The 17,865-nt window shown below is 67.2% G+C and carries 16 protein-coding genes; 8 read left to right on the forward strand and 8 right to left on the reverse strand.

The genetic code is table 11. From position 1 onward, the window contains the following. The first annotated feature begins 181 nt into the window (after positions 1-181). On the forward strand, positions 182-1,153 hold the full coding sequence (locus DW2_RS16000) for a DUF808 domain-containing protein (RefSeq protein WP_038148118.1): 972 nt from the start codon (positions 182-184) through the stop codon (positions 1,151-1,153). Between the two features lie 139 nt (positions 1,154-1,292). Here the strand turns inward: DW2_RS16000 and DW2_RS16005 are convergent, their stop codons facing one another. Both DW2_RS16005 and DW2_RS16010 read right to left on the reverse strand, forming a co-directional pair. Further along, entirely contained in the window at positions 1,293-1,913 is a 621-nt protein-coding gene (locus DW2_RS16005; RefSeq protein ID WP_038148120.1) for a DnaJ domain-containing protein, read from the reverse strand. Positions 1,914-2,141: 228 nt separating this feature from the next. Continuing rightward, on the reverse strand, positions 2,142-2,546 hold the full coding sequence (locus tag DW2_RS16010) for a DUF4177 domain-containing protein (protein WP_038148121.1): 405 nt from the start codon (positions 2,544-2,546) through the stop codon (positions 2,142-2,144). Positions 2,547-2,755: 209 nt separating this feature from the next. Here DW2_RS16010 and cobS point away from each other — a divergent pair, with 209 nt between their 5' ends. Further along, positions 2,756-3,727: a cobaltochelatase subunit CobS gene (gene cobS / locus DW2_RS16015; protein ID WP_038148123.1), complete on the forward strand. Its 972-nt coding sequence runs from the start codon at positions 2,756-2,758 to the stop codon at positions 3,725-3,727. Positions 3,728-3,818: 91 nt separating this feature from the next. Here the strand turns inward: cobS and DW2_RS16020 are convergent, their stop codons facing one another. Next, on the reverse strand, positions 3,819-4,430 hold the full coding sequence (locus DW2_RS16020) for an NADPH-dependent FMN reductase (protein ID WP_038148125.1): 612 nt from the start codon (positions 4,428-4,430) through the stop codon (positions 3,819-3,821). A gap of 230 nt (positions 4,431-4,660) precedes the next feature. On the opposite strand from DW2_RS16020, the gene cobT reads away from it, so the two are divergent. Together cobT and DW2_RS16030 are read left to right on the forward strand one after the other, a co-directional pair. After that, positions 4,661-6,541 carry a cobaltochelatase subunit CobT gene (cobT, locus tag DW2_RS16025; RefSeq protein ID WP_038148126.1) on the forward strand — a complete coding sequence of 627 codons (1,881 nt, stop codon included), beginning with the start codon at positions 4,661-4,663 and terminating at the stop codon, positions 6,539-6,541. After that, on the forward strand, positions 6,541-8,340 hold the full coding sequence (locus tag DW2_RS16030) for an aminopeptidase P family protein (RefSeq protein WP_038148128.1): 1,800 nt from the start codon (positions 6,541-6,543) through the stop codon (positions 8,338-8,340). Before cobT ends, DW2_RS16030 begins: the two co-directional genes overlap by 1 nt. A 133-nt stretch (positions 8,341-8,473) precedes the next feature. On the opposite strand, the gene DW2_RS16035 is transcribed toward DW2_RS16030, so the two are convergent. Together DW2_RS16035 and DW2_RS16040 are read right to left on the reverse strand one after the other, a co-directional pair. Then, positions 8,474-9,649: an acetate/propionate family kinase gene (locus DW2_RS16035; protein ID WP_038148129.1), complete on the reverse strand. Its 1,176-nt coding sequence runs from the start codon at positions 9,647-9,649 to the stop codon at positions 8,474-8,476. Next, positions 9,640-11,028 carry a bifunctional enoyl-CoA hydratase/phosphate acetyltransferase gene (locus DW2_RS16040; protein ID WP_038148247.1) on the reverse strand — a complete coding sequence of 463 codons (1,389 nt, stop codon included), beginning with the start codon at positions 11,026-11,028 and terminating at the stop codon, positions 9,640-9,642. Before DW2_RS16040 ends, DW2_RS16035 begins: the two co-directional genes overlap by 10 nt. Positions 11,029-11,209: 181 nt before the next feature. On the opposite strand from DW2_RS16040, the gene DW2_RS16045 reads away from it, so the two are divergent. After that, complete coding sequence (locus DW2_RS16045) at positions 11,210-12,583, forward strand: FAD-binding oxidoreductase (protein WP_038148130.1); 1,374 nt, start codon at positions 11,210-11,212, stop codon at positions 12,581-12,583. After that, entirely contained in the window at positions 12,583-12,975 is a 393-nt protein-coding gene (locus DW2_RS16050; protein WP_038148131.1) for an SgcJ/EcaC family oxidoreductase, read from the forward strand. Before DW2_RS16045 ends, DW2_RS16050 begins: the two co-directional genes overlap by 1 nt. A 15-nt stretch (positions 12,976-12,990) precedes the next feature. Here the strand turns inward: DW2_RS16050 and folE2 are convergent, their stop codons facing one another. Continuing rightward, positions 12,991-14,085, reverse strand: coding sequence for a GTP cyclohydrolase FolE2 (gene folE2 / locus DW2_RS16055; protein ID WP_038148132.1), 1,095 nt, complete (start codon positions 14,083-14,085; stop codon positions 12,991-12,993). Between the two features lie 95 nt (positions 14,086-14,180). Next, positions 14,181-15,356, reverse strand: coding sequence for an O-succinylhomoserine sulfhydrylase (gene metZ, locus DW2_RS16060; RefSeq protein ID WP_063137154.1), 1,176 nt, complete (start codon positions 15,354-15,356; stop codon positions 14,181-14,183). A gap of 223 nt (positions 15,357-15,579) precedes the next feature. Here metZ and DW2_RS16065 point away from each other — a divergent pair, with 223 nt between their 5' ends. Both DW2_RS16065 and DW2_RS16070 read left to right on the forward strand, forming a co-directional pair. Continuing rightward, positions 15,580-16,497, forward strand: a complete 918-nt coding sequence (locus tag DW2_RS16065) for an alpha/beta fold hydrolase (protein ID WP_038148134.1) — start codon at positions 15,580-15,582, stop codon at positions 16,495-16,497. 27 nt (positions 16,498-16,524) lie between these two features. Further along, a complete protein-coding gene (locus tag DW2_RS16070; RefSeq protein WP_038148135.1) occupies positions 16,525-17,214 on the forward strand; it encodes a glutathione S-transferase N-terminal domain-containing protein in 690 nt (229 codons plus the stop codon). Between the two features lie 31 nt (positions 17,215-17,245). Here the strand turns inward: DW2_RS16070 and DW2_RS16075 are convergent, their stop codons facing one another. After that, entirely contained in the window at positions 17,246-17,860 is a 615-nt protein-coding gene (locus DW2_RS16075; protein ID WP_038148136.1) for an inner membrane-spanning protein YciB, read from the reverse strand. Between the last annotated feature and the right edge of the window lie 5 nt (positions 17,861-17,865).

Below are 17,865 nucleotides of genomic sequence, written 5' to 3' on the forward strand. Positions count from 1 at the left end.
ACGGGCCCGATGCCCCGCACGCAGACGCGCTGCCGCTTCGGGCCACATCGCCCCCGCGCGCCCTATGAGCGCCCCACCTTCTCCTGCGAAATTCCCGTCGATCCGGAACCGCAATCCCCGCTTGCCGCTTGTCCCCCTGCAATCTAGGGTCGCAAAAAGTTGAACAGGGACGAGGGATAACATGAGTGGCTTGCTGGCATTGCTCGATGACGTGGCGGGGATCGCGAAGATCGCGGCGACCTCGATCGACGATGCGGCGGGGCAAGCCGCCAAGGCCGGCTCGAAGGCTGCGGGCGCGTTGATCGACGACGCCGCCGTCACCCCGAAATATGTCCACGGCTTCTCGCCTGCCCGCGAATTGCCGATCGTGGGCAAGATCGCGCTCGGCTCGATCCGCAACAAGATGGTCTTCCTGCTGCCCGCGGCGCTCCTGCTCTCGGCTTTCGCCCCCTGGGCGATCACCCCATTGCTGATGCTCGGCGGGTCCTATCTGTGCTTCGAGGGGGCGGAGAAGGTCTATCACCTCTTCAAGCCCCACGAGCCCGATGCCGAAGGCCATGTCGCGGCCGAAACCGCCGACCATCTCGAGGAAAAGCGGGTCAAGGCCGCGGTGAAGACCGATTTCATCCTCTCCGCCGAGATCATGACGATCGGCCTTGCCGCGCTGCCGCCCGAGCAGTCGGTCTGGATGGAGGCCCTGGCGCTGGCGATCATCGGGCTCGGGATCACGGTTCTCGTCTATGGCGGGGTCGCGCTGATCGTGAAGGCAGACGATCTGGGGCTCTGGCTGTGCCGGAACGGCAAGCTCGGCGCGACGCGCGCGCTCGGGCGCGGGATCGTGCGGGTGATGCCCTGGCTGATGAAGGCGCTGATGACGGTGGGCACGGCGGCGATGATCTGGGTGGGGGGCAATATCGTGCTGCACGGGCTGGCGGAGCTCGGGCTGCACGCGCCCTATGACTGGATCCACCACCAGGCCGAGGCGGCGGCCCACGCCGTCCAGACGGCTTCGGGCTTCGTCGGATGGGCGGTCACGGCCTTCTTCGACGGGATCTTCGGACTGGCCTACGGGATGGTCCTGATCCCGGCGGTCACGCGGCTCATCCAGCCACTTTACCGCGCGCTCACCGGCAAGCGGAAGGCGGCCCACTGAGCCCGGAGAGCGCGATCCCTCTTCGCTGACGCAGCCATCCCCGCGGGGCCTGCGAGGGAGGCGGGGGCAGCAGCCCCCTGCCCGGCCGACAATTGCCGCCCTCCGGTGGCGAGGACGGCACCGCCCCCTCTCCTTCAAATCACTTGAAGTTGCGGCTTTCCTTGAGCTGATCCCAGGCCCAGACGACCTCCTGCAGCATCTCTTCCTGGCTGCGGTCGCCGCCGTTCATGTCCGGATGCAGCACCTTGATCAGCGCCTTGTAGCATTTCCGGATCTCGGCCTTGGACATGCTGTCCTTGGCCTCGAGAATCTCGAGCGCCCGGCGTTCGGTCGGCGGCAGTTTGCGCCCGAGGGAACGGCCCGGGTTCTTCGTCGCGTTGTCGCCCAGGATCTCATGCGGGTCGGAGATCCCGTGGCGCGCCCAGCCCGCCGCTTCCTTCGATTTGCTGAAGGGCTTGGTGGGACGCTCCCACACGGTCGCATTGTCGAGGAACGCCTGGAACTCTTCCTCCGACTGACCCTGGAAATAGTTCCAGTTCAGATTGTACTCGCGCACGTGGTCCTTGCAGAACCAGTAGTAATCGTCGAGCACCTTGGGGCTTTTCGGCGCGCGGTACTTGCCGGGCTCCTCGCAGCCTTCCTTGTCGCAGATCCGGGTCGATGTCTCGAAAGCCCCCGACATGCCGCGCTTGCCACGCGAGCGGCGCTTCTTGTCGGCGGCAGCCGAAATGTTGAACCCGAAAGGATCGCTCTTGCTCATACTTGCCTCATTCGTGCTGCCCGATCGACCGCGCGGCGGGGTGTTCGGCATCCGGCCGCGAGTCGGGCGCCACAGTCTAGTCGAAATGACGGATCATGGAAGAGGCAGCGGCCCCTGATGGAGCAAAACCGCCATCGGGCGTGAATACCGCGTCGTTCCGTGACCGGTTGCGCCTGCGGAGCTGGGAGCCGGGGGCGACACGCCCCGCGCCCCCGGTCCGGCTCGAGTTCAGGTCTCCGGCTCGCCCGAGGCGCGGCTCGCACGCAGGCTCGGCGCGCGGCCCTGGGGCGTGTCGACGGAGAGTGCCTTGCGCGACGGCTCGCTGCTCGGCGCGGCCTCGTCATTGGCGGCGCTCTCGGACTCGCTCTCGGGCCGCTTGATGCCTTGTGCAGGATCGGTCGCCATCACGCGGCGGAAGACCAGCAGGTTGTGATAGACGGTGGACTTGCCGGTGAGCCCGGCGCGCTCCTCTGCGGGCAGCGTCTCGGCGCGCAGATATTCCCAACCCTTGGCAGCCATGTCGTTCATCACCCGCGACAAGGTGAGGGCGAAACGATCCACACCGGTCTTGAGCCCGCGCTCCTTGTCACCGCGCGCCGGTGCCGGCACGACCTTGTATTCGTAATGCTGCATCGGAAGATCCCATTTGGCCTGGGCGTCTTTCTAGCGCATCGCGGAGTTGGGTCAACCATGGCAGGCCCGGGGCGGCAGAAACGGGCCGAGGGGCGAGCCGGAAACTCCGGCGGTGTCCCCCCGGAGCGGATCTGCGCCCGGACCGCCCCCTCTTGCACGCCCCCGCGCGATGGTTCACAAATCGAGCCAACAAGGAAAGGACGTCCGCGATGCTCGATCAGAACGCTAAACCCACCGAAGAAATCGACGTGCGCGAGGTCTTCGGCATCGAGTCCGACATGAAGGTGAGGGCCTTCGCCGAGAAGTCCGAGCGCGTCCCGGAAGTCGACAGCACCTACAAGTTCGACCCCGACACCACGATGGCGATCCTCGCGGGCTTCGCCTACAACCGCCGAGTGATGATCCAGGGCTATCACGGCACCGGGAAATCGACCCATATCGAACAGGTCGCCGCCCGTCTCAACTGGCCCTGCGTGCGCGTCAACCTCGACAGCCACGTGTCGCGGATCGACCTGATCGGCAAGGATGCGATCAAACTGGTCGACGGCAAGCAGGTCACCGTCTTCCACGAGGGCATCCTGCCCTGGGCCCTGCGCAACCCGACCGCGATCGTGTTCGACGAATACGATGCGGGCCGCGCCGACGTGATGTTCGTGATCCAGCGGGTGCTGGAAGCCGACGGCAAGCTGACGCTTCTGGACCAGAACGAGGTGATCACGCCGAACCCGTATTTCCGCCTCTTCGCGACCTCGAACACGGTCGGTCTGGGCGACACGACGGGCCTCTATCACGGCACCCAGCAGATCAACCAGGGCCAGATGGACCGCTGGTCGCTGGTCGCCACGCTGAACTATCTCAGCCACGACGCGGAAGCCGCGATCGTGCTCTCGAAGAACCCGCAATACAATACCGAGGCCGGCCGCAAGACGATCTCGCAGATGGTCTATGTCGCCGACCTGACGCGGACCGCCTTCATGAATGGCGATCTCTCGACCGTGATGTCGCCCCGGACCGTCATCGCCTGGGCGCAGAACGCGCGGATCTTCGGCAATATCGGCTATGCGTTCCGCCTGACCTTCCTCAACAAATGCGACGAGCTCGAGCGCCAGACCGTGGCCGAGTTCTATCAGCGTCTCTTCGACGAGGAACTGCCCGAAAGCGCCGCGGCGATCGCGAAGTAAGATGCGCGTAGCCCGAAAGGGCGCGTGAGCCATGAGAAAAGGCGCGGAGGGCACACCCCCGCGCCTTTTGCTTTGCCCTGCCCGGCTCGCGTCAGCGCGCGGCGGGACGATGCTGCTCGCGCGCGGCCTCGGCCTTCGCCTGTTTCGCGGCCCGGCCCCAGAACACCATGTCGTCGAGCAGTTCCCTGGCGGGGGCGTCGAGGTGATCGCCCAGTTCCGCGATCGGGGTGCCCTGCGAGGCTTTCACGAAATCCGCGCCCCCGATCGAGACCGCGCCGCGCACCGGCACCATGCCGAAATTGACCGCGATCAGGCGCAGATGCTCGACCGCGCGGGCAGCACCGACGCCGCCATAGCCCACCGTGCCGATCGGCTTGCGATGCCAGCCCTTGAAGGCGTAGTCGAAGGCGTTCTTGATCGTGGCCGGGATCGAGTGGTTGTATTCCGCGGTCAGCACGATGAACCCGTCGCAGGCCTCCAGCTTGCGCTCCCATTCCTGCGCTTCGGGGCTGGTCACGGGTTTCGCGGCAGGCGGCGCGGCCTCGTCGAAGAAGGGCAGCTTCGCCTCGCGCAGGTCGAGCACCTCGTAGTCCAGATCCTCGCGCGCCGCGATCTTTCCTTCGAACCAGTCGAGCGCGCGATCCGCGAAACGCCCGTCGCGGGTCGTCCCGACGATGAGACCGATCTTGAGCTTCTCAGCCATGACATGTCCTTTCTGCTCTCATTCTCATGTTTCGCGCCACGTCCATGGGGGGAGGCACGGGCGCCCTCCCCTTATGAGGTAGGGCACGCTCTTCCGGGTAAAACCCGGACTTATGTGCGCTGGAGAACGCAGAACGCGCGGCCATGCAGGTCCGTTCCGGCGCTCGGGAAACGGCGGGGCGATGCCGACCCCCCTTGCGGGCGCAGGCGGGCGGTGCTTTATCTTTTGGCATGAGCAAGCCCTCCGACAACCCCGCCGATCCCTTCAAGAAGGCGCTCGCCGAAGCGACCAAGACGCTCGCCGACTCGCCCGACATGACGGTCAGCTATTCGGTCGATCCCGCCGGCATGACCGCCGACACGATGCGGCTGCCGCAGGTGAGCCGCCGAATGACGCGCGACGAGGTGCTGCTCGCGCGCGGCACGGCCGACGCGCTGGCGATGCGCCGCCGCCATCACGATGCGGCGGTCGATGCGCGCTACGCGCCCACGGGCGAGCTTGCCGCCGCGATCTACGAGGCGATGGAGACCGCGCGTTGCGAGGCGCTCGGTGCGCGCGATATGCCCGGAACGCTCTCGAATATCGACGCCAAGATCGCGCATGACGCCACGCGCAAGGGCTATGCCCAGATCCGCTCGACCGAGGAGGCTCCGCTTTCGGTCGCCGCCGGCTATTTCGTGCGCGAACTGGCCACGGGGCGCAAATTGCCGCCGGGCGCCGATAACGTGCTCGATCTGTGGCGCCCCTTCATCGAGCAATCGGCGGGCGACGATCTCGAGGCGGTGGAGCATGTGCTTTCCGATCAGGCGGCCTTCGCGCGCATGGCGCGCAAGGTGATCGCCGATCTCGGCTATGCCGATCAGCTCGGCGACGATCCCGACGAGGACAAGGGCGACGAGGGCGAGGACGAGAACGAGGCCCAGCCCGACGAGGAACAGGGTGACGAGCAGGCCCGGGACGAGGGCGAGCAGGAGGAGGACGCCGAGGCCAGCCCCGAGTCGAGCCAGGAAACCCAGCAGGACCAGAGCCAGACCACGGTCAGCTCGGACGACCTCGCCGACCAGGAGATGGGCGAAGAGGTGGACATGCCCCAGGCCGACGCGCCGATGGAGCCGCCCCCGCCGCCGCCCCATTCGCAGGCCGATCCGAATTACACCGTCTACGCGACCGGGTTCGACGAGGAGATCGCCGCCGAGGATCTCGCCGAACCGGCCGAGCTGGAACGGCTGCGGCTGTATCTCGACCAGCAGCTCGAACCTCTGAAAGGGGCGGTCTCGCGGCTGGCCAACAAGCTGCAGCGCCGCCTTCAGGCCCAGCAGAACCGGGCGTGGGAATTCGACCGCGAGGAAGGGATGCTCGATGCGGGCCGCCTCGCCCGCGTCGTCGCCAACCCCACGACGCCGCTCTCGTTCAAGGTCGAGAAGGATACCGAGTTCCGCGACACGGTGGTGACGCTGCTTCTGGACAATTCCGGCTCGATGCGCGGCCGCCCGATCTCGATCGCGGCGATCTGCGCCGACGTTCTCGCCCGCACGCTCGAGCGCTGCGACGTGAAGGTCGAGATCCTCGGCTTCACCACCCGGGCCTGGAAAGGCGGACAGAGCCGCGAGAAATGGCTCGCCGACGGCCGCCCGCAAAGCCCGGGCCGCCTCAACGACCTGCGCCACATCATCTACAAGCGCGCGGATTCGCCGATGCGCCGGACCCGCGACAATCTGGGCCTGATGATGAAGGAAGGCCTGCTGAAGGAAAACATCGACGGCGAGGCGCTGGAATGGGCGCATCGCCGGATGCTGGTGCGGCCCGAGGCGCGCAAGATCCTGATGGTGATCTCGGATGGCGCGCCGGTCGACGATTCCACGCTCTCGGTCAACCCCGCGATCTATCTGGAAAAACACCTGCGCGACGTGATCGCGATGATCGAGCGCCGCCGCGCGGTGGAACTGATCGCGATCGGGATCGGGCATGACGTGACCCGCTATTACCAGCACGCGGTCACGATCACCGATGTCGAGCAGCTTGCGGGCGCGATGACCGAACAGCTCGCGAGCCTGTTCGACAGCGACCCGCGCGCCAAGGCACGTTTCCTCGGGATCAAGAAGGCGATCTGATGTTTCAGGATTTCTCGGTGCAATCGCGCCCCGAACTGGGCCCGCCCCGGCTCTCGGCCCTGCGCGGCGCGATCAAGGCGGCGGGTCTCGACGGGTTCATCGTGCCCCGCGCCGATGCCCATCAGGGCGAATATGTCGCGCCCTGCGACGCGCGGCTGGGCTGGCTGACGGGGTTCACCGGATCTGCGGGGTTCTGTATCGCCCTGCCCGAGATCGCGGGCGTCTTCGTCGATGGCCGCTACCGGGTGCAGGTCCGCGCCGAGGTCGATCCCGGGGCCTTCACCCCGGTCAACTGGCCCGAGACCAAGCCCGCCGACTGGCTGCGCACGCAGGCGCAACCGGGCGCGCGGATCGGCTTCGACCCGTGGCTGCATACCAAGTCGGAAATCGCGAAGATCCGCGAGGGGCTCGACGGCTCGGGCATCGCCCTGGTCGAGAGCGCGAACCTGATCGACCGGGTCTGGGAGGACCGCCCCGCCCCGCCCGCAGCGCCCGCGCGCATCCATCCGCCCGAATTCGCCGGCGAGAGCGCCGAAGAGAAACGCGCCCGCCTTGCAGAAGACCTGCGCAAACAGGGCGCGGCGGCCGCCGTGCTGACATTGCCGGATTCGATCTGCTGGCTTCTCAACATTCGCGGCAGCGACCTGCCCCGCAACCCGATCCTGCAGGCCTTCGCGGTGCTCTTCGAGGATGCGAGCGTGAAACTCTTCGCCGCCGAGGCCAAGTTCGACGCGACCCTGCGCGCGCATCTGGGATCAGAGGTCTCGATCCTGCCGCCCGAAGGCTTCGGCGCGGCGCTCGAGGCGATCGAGGGACCGGTGCTCGTCGATCCCGACAGCGCGCCGCTCGCGGTCTCGCTGCGGCTGGCCGATCACGACACGAAGGTCCTCGAGGCCCGCGATCCCTGCATTTTGCCGAAAGCCCGCAAGAACCCCGCCGAGATCGCCGGCATGGAAGCCGCCCATCTGCGTGATGCCTCCGCGATGGTCGAGTTCCTGAGCTGGCTCGATGCCGAAGCCCCGAAAGGCCGGCTGAGCGAGATCGACGTGGTCACCGCGCTCGAGGGTTTCCGGCGCGAGACCAATGCGCTTCTCGACATCTCCTTCGACACGATCTGCGGCGCGGGACCCGATGGGGCGATCGTCCATTACCGGGTGAACGAGGCCACCAACCGCCCGGTGAAGCCCGGTGAGCTGCTGCTCGTCGACTCGGGCGGTCAATATGTCGACGGCACGACCGACATCACCCGCACCGTCGCCGTGGGCGACGTGCCCGACGAGGCCCGCCGCCCCTTCACCCGCGTCCTGCAAGGCATGATCGCGATCTCGCGCGCCCGTTTCCCGCGCGGCCTCGCCGGCCGCGATCTCGACGCGCTCGCCCGCGCGCCGCTCTGGGCGGAGGGCTGGGATTACGATCACGGCACCGGGCATGGCGTGGGCGCGGCGCTCTGCGTCCATGAGGGCCCGGCCCGGATCTCGCGGATCTCCGAGATCGCACTCGAACCCGGCATGATCCTGTCGAACGAGCCCGGCTATTACCGCGAGGGCGCCTTCGGGATCCGGATCGAGAACCTGATCCTCACCCAGGCCGCCGAGACCAAGGGCGACGGCCGCGACCAGCTCGCCTTCGCGACCCTGACCTGGGTCCCGATCGACCGACGCCTGATCGACCCCGACCTGCTCGGTCCCGACGAACGCGACTGGCTCGACGCCTATCACGCCGAGGTTCTCCGGCGCGTGGCACCGCTTGTCGGCGAGGGCGCAAAGCGCTGGCTCGAAACCGCCTGCGCGCCGATCTGAGGCACGCCGAGAAACAGGCCGGGGATGCCTCCGGCGGGGATATTTGGAGCATTTGGAAGCGGGCGCGCACTTTGCTTCCAAATGCTCCAAATATCCCCCGCGGAGCGGCCTCGGCCGCCAAAATGATCTGCGCTCAGAGGTCGAGCACGGCACTCGCCCCGCGCGCGATGACGATTTCCTCATTGGTGGGGAGCACCAGAACCCGGACCCGTCCGGATCCGATATCGCGCGCATTCGCCGCGTTGGCCGCCGCGTCGATTTCGAGCCCCAGGAACTCGAGCCCTTCGCAGGCCTGGGCGCGCACGCGGCCCGAATTCTCGCCGATCCCGCCGCAGAAGACCACGCCGTCGAGCCCGCCCATCGCCGCTGCCATCGCGCCGACCTGGCGCCGGATCCGGAAGCAGAAATAGTCGATCGCCTCTTGCGCACGGGGCGCGTCCGACGCCTCGAGCACGCGCATGTCATTCGAGAGACCCGACATGCCCAGAAGCCCGGATTCCTTGTAGAGGAGCGTCGCGATCTCATGCGAGGTGAGCCCCTCCTCGTCGAGCATGTAGAGCAGGATGCCCGGGTCGAGCTCTCCGGGGCGGGTGCCCATCGGAAGCCCTTCGAGCGCCGAGAACCCCATCGTCGAGGCGACCGAGCGCCCCTGCGCGATCGCGCACATCGACGCACCCGATCCCAGATGCGCCACCGCCACACGTCCGGCATGGAGCGCGGGCTCGCTGCGCGCCAGTTCGCTCGTGATGTAATCGTAGCTCAGGCCGTGAAAGCCATAGCGTCGCACACCCTTCTCGTAATAGCGCCGCGGCAGGGCGAATGTGTCGCTCACGAAAGGGTGGCCGCGATGGAAGGCGGTGTCGTAACAGGCGATCTGCGGGGTGCCCGGGAAGGCCTCGAGCGCCGCGCGCACCCCCGCCAGATTGTGCGGCTGATGAAGCGGCGCGAAGGGGGCGAGCCGCGCCAGATCGGCCATCAGGGGTTCGGTGATCCGCTCGGGGGCGGCATGATCGGTCCCGCCATGCACGATCCGATGGCCGACCGCGATCACGTCGAGCCCGTCGAACTGCGCCTCGAAGGTGGCCAGAGCGGTGCGCAAGGCGGCCGCGTTGGTGGCGAAGGCGTCGGGCGCGGCCGCGGGCAGCGGCAGGCGCGCGCCCGCGGCGTCGCGGATCACCATCGCCGCCTCGCGCCGGCCGATCCGGTCGACATGGGCGAGCGCGAGCGTCTCGAGCGTTTCGGTGAACAGCCCCAGCTTGAGCGACGAGGAGCCCGAATTGAGCGTCAGGATCGCGCGGGTCACGGGCATTCTCCCAGCAGACGATGGTAGTGAATCGACGCCACCGCGCAGGAAGCGAGCCGCGCCATCGGGCTGTCGGAGCGCGAATTGAGGATCACCGGCACCTTGGCGCCGAGCATCAGCCCCGCCCCTTCGGCATGGCTGATATAGGCGAGCTGCTTGGCGAGCATGTTGGCCGAGTCGATGCCCGGCGCGACCAACACCTCGGCCCGGCCCGCGACATTCGAGCGGATGCCCTTGGTGCGCGCGGCGGCGAGATCGACCGCATTGTCCATCGCGAGCGGACCGTCGACCTCGCCGCCCCGGATCTGCCCGCGCTCGGCCATCTTCGACAAAAGCGCCGCATCGAGCGAGGAGGGTATCGCCGGGGTCACCGTCTCGACTGCGGAGAGCACGCCGACCTTCGGCACCTCGATCCCGATCGAGATCGCCACGTCGATCGCGTTCTGCACGATATGGACCTTGGTCTCGAGATCGGGCGCGATGTTGATCGCGGCATCGGTGACGATCAGCGGATGCACGACGCCTGGCACATCCATCACGAAGACATGGGTGAAGCGCTTGCCGATCCGGAGCCCGGTATTCTTGTCGAGCATCGGCTTGAGCAGCGTATCGGTATGAAGATGGCCCTTCATCACGGCGCCCGCACGGCCTTCGTTCACCAGCTGCACCGCCATGCGCGCGGCGTCGCGGGCGGTCTCGGCGGGCAGGATCTCGAAGCGGGTCACGTCGCGGCCCAACTCCCGTGCGGCGGCCATGATCCTGTCGGGCTGGCCGATCAGGAGCGGTTCGATCAGCCTGTGCTCGGCGGCGAGGATCGCCCCGTCGAGCGAGACCGGCTCCTCGGGACAGACCACGGCGGTGACGAGATCGGGGAGCGGTTCGGCCGCCTCGAGCAGTTTCTCGAAATGGCGATGGCGCTGCGAGATCAGCCCCGGCACCTCGAGCGCATCGAATTTCAGGTGTCTCTTGGGGGCGAAGACCTCGGCCTCGCCCTCGACGATCAGCGCGCCATCGGAAATCCGGGTCACTTCGGTCTTCAGCCGAAGCTTCCCGCCTTCGAGCTTCTCGATCACCTCGACCCGCGCACAGAGCTCCTCGCCGGCCGAGGCCCGGTCGTGAAAGCGCAGACTTTGCGAGCGGTAGAGCGTGCCCGGGCCGGGCAGCAGGTTGCCGAGGACCGCGGTGATCAGCGAGGCCACGAACATGCCCGGCGCATAGGCCTCCTTCTGGCCGTCGCCATCGCCATCCTCGGCCTCGAGATGGACCGGGTTGAGATTGCCCGAGGCGGCGGCGAAGACGTAGAAATCATCCGCGGTGCACAGTCGTTTCAGCTCGGCCGACTGCCCGACCTCGACCTCGTCCCATATCCGGCTTTCCAATATCATTCCCGTCTCCTTCGAAGGCCCCTCGGGGCCGATCATGTCCGCTTCGCGCCCCAGTCTCTAGGGGGCATCGCGGGACAAGACTTTGATCCGGGACAAAAACCGCCGACGAATTTCGCCGACCCTTTTCCTTGCGGGCGCATCCGCCTAATGCTTGGGCGCGTAACGGTGAGGAGGGCGTGGAATGGCACTGGCGGAAGCGATCGCGGAGCTTGAGGGAGTGCTGGGCGCGCGGCTGTCGACCGCGCGGGCCGAACGCGACCAGCACGGGCGCAGCGAAACCTGGTTTCCCGATGCGCCCCCCGATGCGGTGGCCTTTCCCGAAAGCGCCCAAGAGGTCTCGGAGATCGTGAAGATCTGCGCGCGCCATGACGTGCCGGTCACCGCCTGGGGCACGGGCACTTCGCTCGAAGGCCATGCGTTGCCGATCCGGGGCGGGATCAGCCTCGATCTGACGAGGATGGACCGGGTGCTCGAAATCCTGGCGGAGGACATGCAGGTGCGCGTCCAGCCCGGGATCACCCGCGAAGCCCTCAATACCGATCTGCGCGCGACGGGGCTGTTCTTCCCGGTCGATCCGGGCGCGAATGCGTCGATCGGCGGGATGGCGGCGACGCGGGCCTCGGGCACGACGACGGTGCGCTATGGCTCGATGCGCGACAATGTGATGGCGCTCGAGGTGGTGATGGCCGACGGGCGGATCATCCGCACCGGCAGCCGCGCGAAGAAGACCGCCGCCGGTTACGACCTGACCGCGCTGATGCTGGGCTCGGAAGGCACGCTCGGGGTCATCACCGAACTGACGCTCAAGCTGCATGGCCAGCCCGAGGCGATCTCTTCGGCGGTCTGCGCCTTCGACACGCTGGAAGCGGCGGTCGAGACGGTGCAGTTGACGATCCAGATGGGCATCCCGATGGCGCGGATCGAATTCGTCGACGATCTGACCGCGCAGATCTTCAACGAGGCCAACGGCACGAATTTCCCCGCCAAACCGCATCTGCTGATCGAGTTCCACGGCTCGGAACAGGCGGTGGCCGAGGCCTCCGAACGCTTCGGCGAGGTGGTCGCCGACATGGGCGGGGCCGATTTCCAATGGGCCACGACCACCGAGGAGCGCAACCGGCTCTGGCGGATGCGGCACGGCGCCTACCCCGCCACGATCGCGCACCGTCCGGGCTGCATGGGGCTGGTGACCGATATCTGCGTGCCGATCTCGCGGCTGGCCGAGGCGGTGAGCGCAACCAAGCGCGATATCGAGGCGGCGGGGCTGATCGGCCCGGTCGTGGGGCATGTGGGCGACGGGAATTTCCATTCGGTCCTGCTGCTCGACCCCGAGGATGCGGATGAATTCAAACGCGCCAAGGAGGTCGCCGGCAAGATGGCCGAGCGCGCTCTCGCGATGGGCGGGACGGTCACCGGCGAGCACGGCATCGGCATGGGCAAGATCGGCTACATGCGCGCCGAGCATGGCGCGGGCTGGGACGCGATGGCCCAGATCAAGCGCGCCCTCGATCCGCAGAACATTCTCAATCCCGGCAAAGTGGTGGAGCAGAACTGATGGCCCTCGAATCTCCCGACGACCTGCCGCGCGCCTTCGCGAAGGCCTGGAGCGCACGCGACGCCCAGATGCTGGCTGGCTATTTCGCGCCCGATGCCGATTTCCTCTCGCTCACCGGCGGGGCCGCGACCGGACGCGATCACATCGCCGAATTGCTTGCGGGCGAACTGGCCGGGGCGTTCTCGCGCGCCCGGCTCGTGACCGGCCGCACCAAGACGCGTCCGGTCGGCCCCGAGGCGGCCGTCCTGCTGCAGCGCTTCGTGATGTCGGGCATCCTCAATGCCGATGGTTCGGATGCGGGCCGGGTCGGTTGCACGCTCGCCGCGACACTGGGCCTCGCGGAGGAGGGCTGGCAGATCGTGGCCGCGCAATTCGTGGTGGAGGCCGGCTGAGCCCCCTCCCCCGGCTCAGCCCTGGTGGATCAGCGTCCCGAAGAGCTTGGGATCGAGGCTCGCCGCCGTAAAGGTCGGACCTTCGGTGAGCACCGCCACCGCGTCATGGCTGTGCAGGCTCTCCTGATGGCTCGCGACGATGCGGAAATCGCCCACCCGCGGCTCGGCCAGAAGACGTTCGGCAAAGGCCCGCACCGCGTCCTCGACGAAGATCGGGTTCGAGGCGTTGAGCTCGGCGAAGGCCTGTTCGTCCTCGCGCTTGACCATCACCTGGGTCTCGGTCGGCACAGCGAGCCGGGCAAGGTCGATCAGATCCTCGAACCAGAGGCACTCGCCCGGCTCGACCACCGTCGAGATCCGCGCGACCGAGCGCTGCGAATGCGGCGTGGCAAGGCGGCCCCGCGCCGAGCGCGCGTGCTCGGACAGCTCCAGCGAGCAGGGGCAGGTCGAGGAATAGACGTAGTCGAGATGGATGACCTTGGTGCGCTCGCCCGCCACATCGGCCAGCTCCAGCGCGATGTCGTAATATTGCCAGCCCTCGAGCCCCGAACGCAGCGATTGCCGCTTCACCGGGAAGGAGAAGCGCATCATCAGCCGCGCGTCGAAGCTCTCGAGATCGTCCTTGTAGTCGTCGAGGGCGGCTTCCATCACCTCGAAGGAGAAGCTCTTCTCGGCATGGGTGTAGAAGGACCGCATCACGCGGCTCATGTTGATGCCCTTCTTGTCCGCCTCGAGGCTCACCGTTCCGGTGATCGACGCCTCCAGCGTCAGGTCCCCGTTATCGCGGGTGCGGAACCGCACCGGCAGGCGGAAATTCGAGATCCCGACATGTTCGATCCGGGTCCGGGCGCCAACGATCAGCGAGGCCGGGCCGTTCTGAAGATCGGGCATCGAAGCCTTGTAGGTCTCGTCGACCGTGAACGCGGCATCGTAGTCGCGGCTCAGATCGGGATAGTTGGACAGCGCATGGTCCGGAAGGAGCCGCGCGATCGCCGGATCGAGCCGCGCGACCTCGACCGGATCGGCTTTCGCCGCCCAGGCGCGCAGCGTCTCGAGCGCCTCCTTGGCCTCGTCGCTGTCGGGAGTCTCGATCCTGCCTTGCACGTTCATGTCCTGTCCTCCGGTGGCCCGGTCCCGCCAGATATGGGGAGTCTCGGGCGATTTGTCCAAGACTTTACGGATCAGGACCCGGATCGGTTCACCGATCAGGCCGCCTCGAGCGCGCCCCGGATATCGGCGACCAGATCACCGCCGTCCTCGATCCCCAGGGAGATCCGCACGAGGCCGGGGGTAATCCCGATCTGCGCGCGTTCCTCTTCGGAGAGGTTCTTGTGGGTCGTGGTCGCGGGATGGGTCGCGATGGATTTCGCATCGCCCAGGTTGTTCGAGATCGACACGATCTCGAGCGCGTTGAGGAAACGGAACGCCGCCTCCTTGCCGCCCGCGAGGTCGAGCGCGATCATCGTGCCGCCCGAGCCGAGCTGCTCCATCGCCAGCGCGTGCTGCGGGTGATCCATCAGCCCCGGATAGACGGTGCGGGCGAGCTTTTCATGCCCCGCCACGGCCGCCGCCACCGCAGCCGCGTTCGCTGCCTGCGCGCGCACCCGCAGATCGAGCGTCTGCAACCCGTTGAGCAACACCCAGGCATGGAACGGGCTCATTGCGCCGCCGGTATGCTTGAGATAGGTTTCCAGCGGCCCGCGGATGAATTCCTTCGTGCCGCAGACCACGCCGCCCAGAACCCGGCCGCCGCCGTCGATATGCTTGGTCGCGGAATAGACGACCACGTCGGCGCCCAGTTCGATCGCGCGTGAGAAGATCGGCGAGGCGAAGGCATTGTCCACCAGCACGCTCGCCCCGCCCGCATGGGCGATCTCGGCCACGCCGGCGATGTCGATCACCTCGAGGCCGGGGTTCGACACGCTCTCGAAGAAACAGACCTTGGTCTCGGGGCGCATCGCGGCGCGCCATTCGTCGAGCTTGGTGCCATCGACCAGCGTCACGCCGACGCCGAAGCCCTGCAGCACCTTGAGCACATGCAGGCAGGAGCCGAACATCTGCCGCGCCGCGACGATGTGATCGCCCGCCTTCACCTGGCTGGTGAGCGCGCCGTTGATCGCGGCCATCCCGCTCGCGCAGGCGAAAGCGTCCTCGGCGCCCTCGATCGCGGCCATCCGGTCCTCGAACATCCGCGTCGTTGGGTTGCCGTAGCGGGCATAGATGAACTCGTCGTCGTTCGACGTCAGGAACCGCGCCTCTGCCGCCTCGGCGGAAGGATAGACGAAGCCCTGCGTGAGAAACATCGCCTCCGCCATCTCGCCATACTGGCTGCGGCGGATACCTTCATGGACGAGTTTCGTGCGGATCTTGCGCTCGGTCATCATTGCCTCCTGCGGCCTGCGGCGGGCTGTCGCGGCTCGGCCTGCGATAGCGCGCGCGCGACCGAGGGTCAACGCATCGCCGGTGGCGCCTGATGTCTCTGTCGGCACGTTCACATCGGTGTGGCTACCAGAGCCCGAGGGAACCCGGGCGCTCAGGGCCGCGTTTCCGTTACGCTTCCAGAGTCCAACCGCGCCCATCCGCGCCCAGCACGAGACAAATCCGATGCCCCTGATCGAGGCCCCCGCCAGCACCGAGATCCCCGCCGAGGTGATCGAACGTGCCAAGGCCCTCCCCGAAGGGGCCCCGATCGTCGTGATGATCCACGGCTACGGCTACGCGGCGGGGGTCGAGAAGCGCTGCCCCCACCAGCATATCCTCAGCCTCGAGCCGAGCTATCACCTGCACAATGCGATCAGCTGGCCGCGCGCGCTCGGTTTTGCGGGCAGCAATCCCGCCGACGGGCTGGGGATCGCCTTCTCCTGGTATTCGACGGGCAGGCTCACCCGGATCTACGACATGGCCGAGATCGCCGCGCAACGGCTGGCGCGCCTCGTCGCGGCGATCCACGCAGCGTCGGGGCGCCCCGTCGCGATCATCGCCCATTCGATGGGCTGCCGGGTGGCGCTCCGGGCGCTGCGCCATTCCCATGCCGGGCAGATCTCGCGCATGGTGCTGCTGGCCGCGGCCGAATTCCAGAGCCGCGCCGAAGAGGCGATGGCGAGCTCGGCGGGCCGCAGCTGCGAGGTGATCAACGTCACCAGCCGCGAGAACGACCTGTTCGATTTCCTCTTCGAACTCGGCGTCTCACGCGGGCGCGAGCGCAGCCTCGGAAACGGCCTCTCGCGCCCGATGCGCAACTGGCTCGACCTGCAGATCGACTCGCCCGAGGTGCTGAACGCGCTCGCCGATCTCGGCTACCCGATCGCGCGGCCCGAGCGGCGGGTGTGCCATTTCTCCTGCTACATGCGCGAGGGGCTTTTCGATCTCTACCGCATGGCCCTGCGCCAGCCCGAGCGCCTTCCCCTGCCCTTCCTCGCCGAGGCCCTGCCCAAGGCGCAGGCTCCGCGCTGGTCGCGCCTGCTTGCGCGCCCGCGCACACAGGCTTTCGCCTTGCCTTTGTTCCACCGAGGCGCAGATTGATCCGCGAAACCGATTGCGGAGGATCTGATGATCGAGCTCTATTACTGGCCGACCCCGAACGGATGGAAGATCTCCATCGCGCTCGAGGAGATGGAACTGCCCTACGAGACCCGCCTGGTGAATATCGGCGCAGGCGACCAGTTCAAACCCGACTTCCTCAAGATCTCGCCCAACAACAAGATGCCCGCGATCGTCGATCCTGACGGTCCCGACGGCGCGCCGATCTCGATCTTCGAATCCGGGGCGATCCTGCAATATCTCGCCCGCAAGACCGGCAAGTTCTACGGCTCGACCGAGCGCGAGCGGATCGCGGTCGAGGAATGGCTGTTCTGGCAGGTGGGCGGGCTCGGCCCGATGGCCGGTCAGGCGCATCACTTCCTGAAATACGCCCCGCAGCTCGACCCGCCGCAGGACCTGCCCTATGCGAAGGACCGCTACCGCACCGAGACCGCGCGGCTCTACGGGGTGATGGACCGGCGGCTGGCCGAGACGCGCTACCTCGCGGGCGATTTCTACTCGATCGCGGATATGGCGTGCTGGGGCTGGGCCTCGCTCTGGGAAGGGCAGGAACAGACGCTCGAGGACAAGCCCAATCTCACGCGCTGGCTCGACGAATTGTCGGCCCGCCCCGCTGTGCAGAAGGGCCGCGCCCTCTCCGCCGACCAGCGCACGGGCACGCAGAGCCGCGAGGCGCAGAAGGTGCTGTTCAAGCGCTGATCACGGACGAGGCGGGTCGGCGAGACCCGCCCTACTCCGCCGGATCCTCGCCGGGCTTCTCGATCCCGTAGCGCTCGAAGAGCTTCGTCTGCGCCATGATGAAGCCGACCAGGATGATCGGCAGACCGAAGGTCTTGAAATCGACCCAGACCGTATCCGACATGGTGCGCCAGACGATCTCGTTGGCGACCGCGAGCGCAAGGAAGAGGCCCACGAAGCGCTTGGTGAGGATCATCCAGCCCTCATGCTGCATCGGCAGTGCCTCCTCCATCACCAGCTGCAGCCACGCCTTGCCGCGCACCAGCCCCGCCCCGAGGATCCCCGCGAACAGCAGATAGATGATCGTCGGCTTCATCTTGAAGAAGGTCGGATCGTTGAGCCAGACCGAGAGCCCGCCGAAGATCAGCACCAGCACCAGCGTCGCGACCTGCATCGCCGAGAGCTTTCCGGTGAGCCGCCACAACACCAGCGTCGAGGCCGCGATCATCGGGATGAAGAGCGCGGTCGCCACCACGAAGCCCGAATAATCGGTCCCCGCGATGTGATAGGTCCCGTCCTTGAGCCGGTTGAAGGCAATGAAGAACACGACCAGTGGGCCCCAGTCGAGCGCCGCCTTGATCCAGGGTGAGATTTTCCGTTTCGCCATCAGCC

The organism is Thioclava atlantica (genome assembly GCF_000737065.1).
Classification (GTDB): domain Bacteria; phylum Pseudomonadota; class Alphaproteobacteria; order Rhodobacterales; family Rhodobacteraceae; genus Thioclava; species Thioclava atlantica.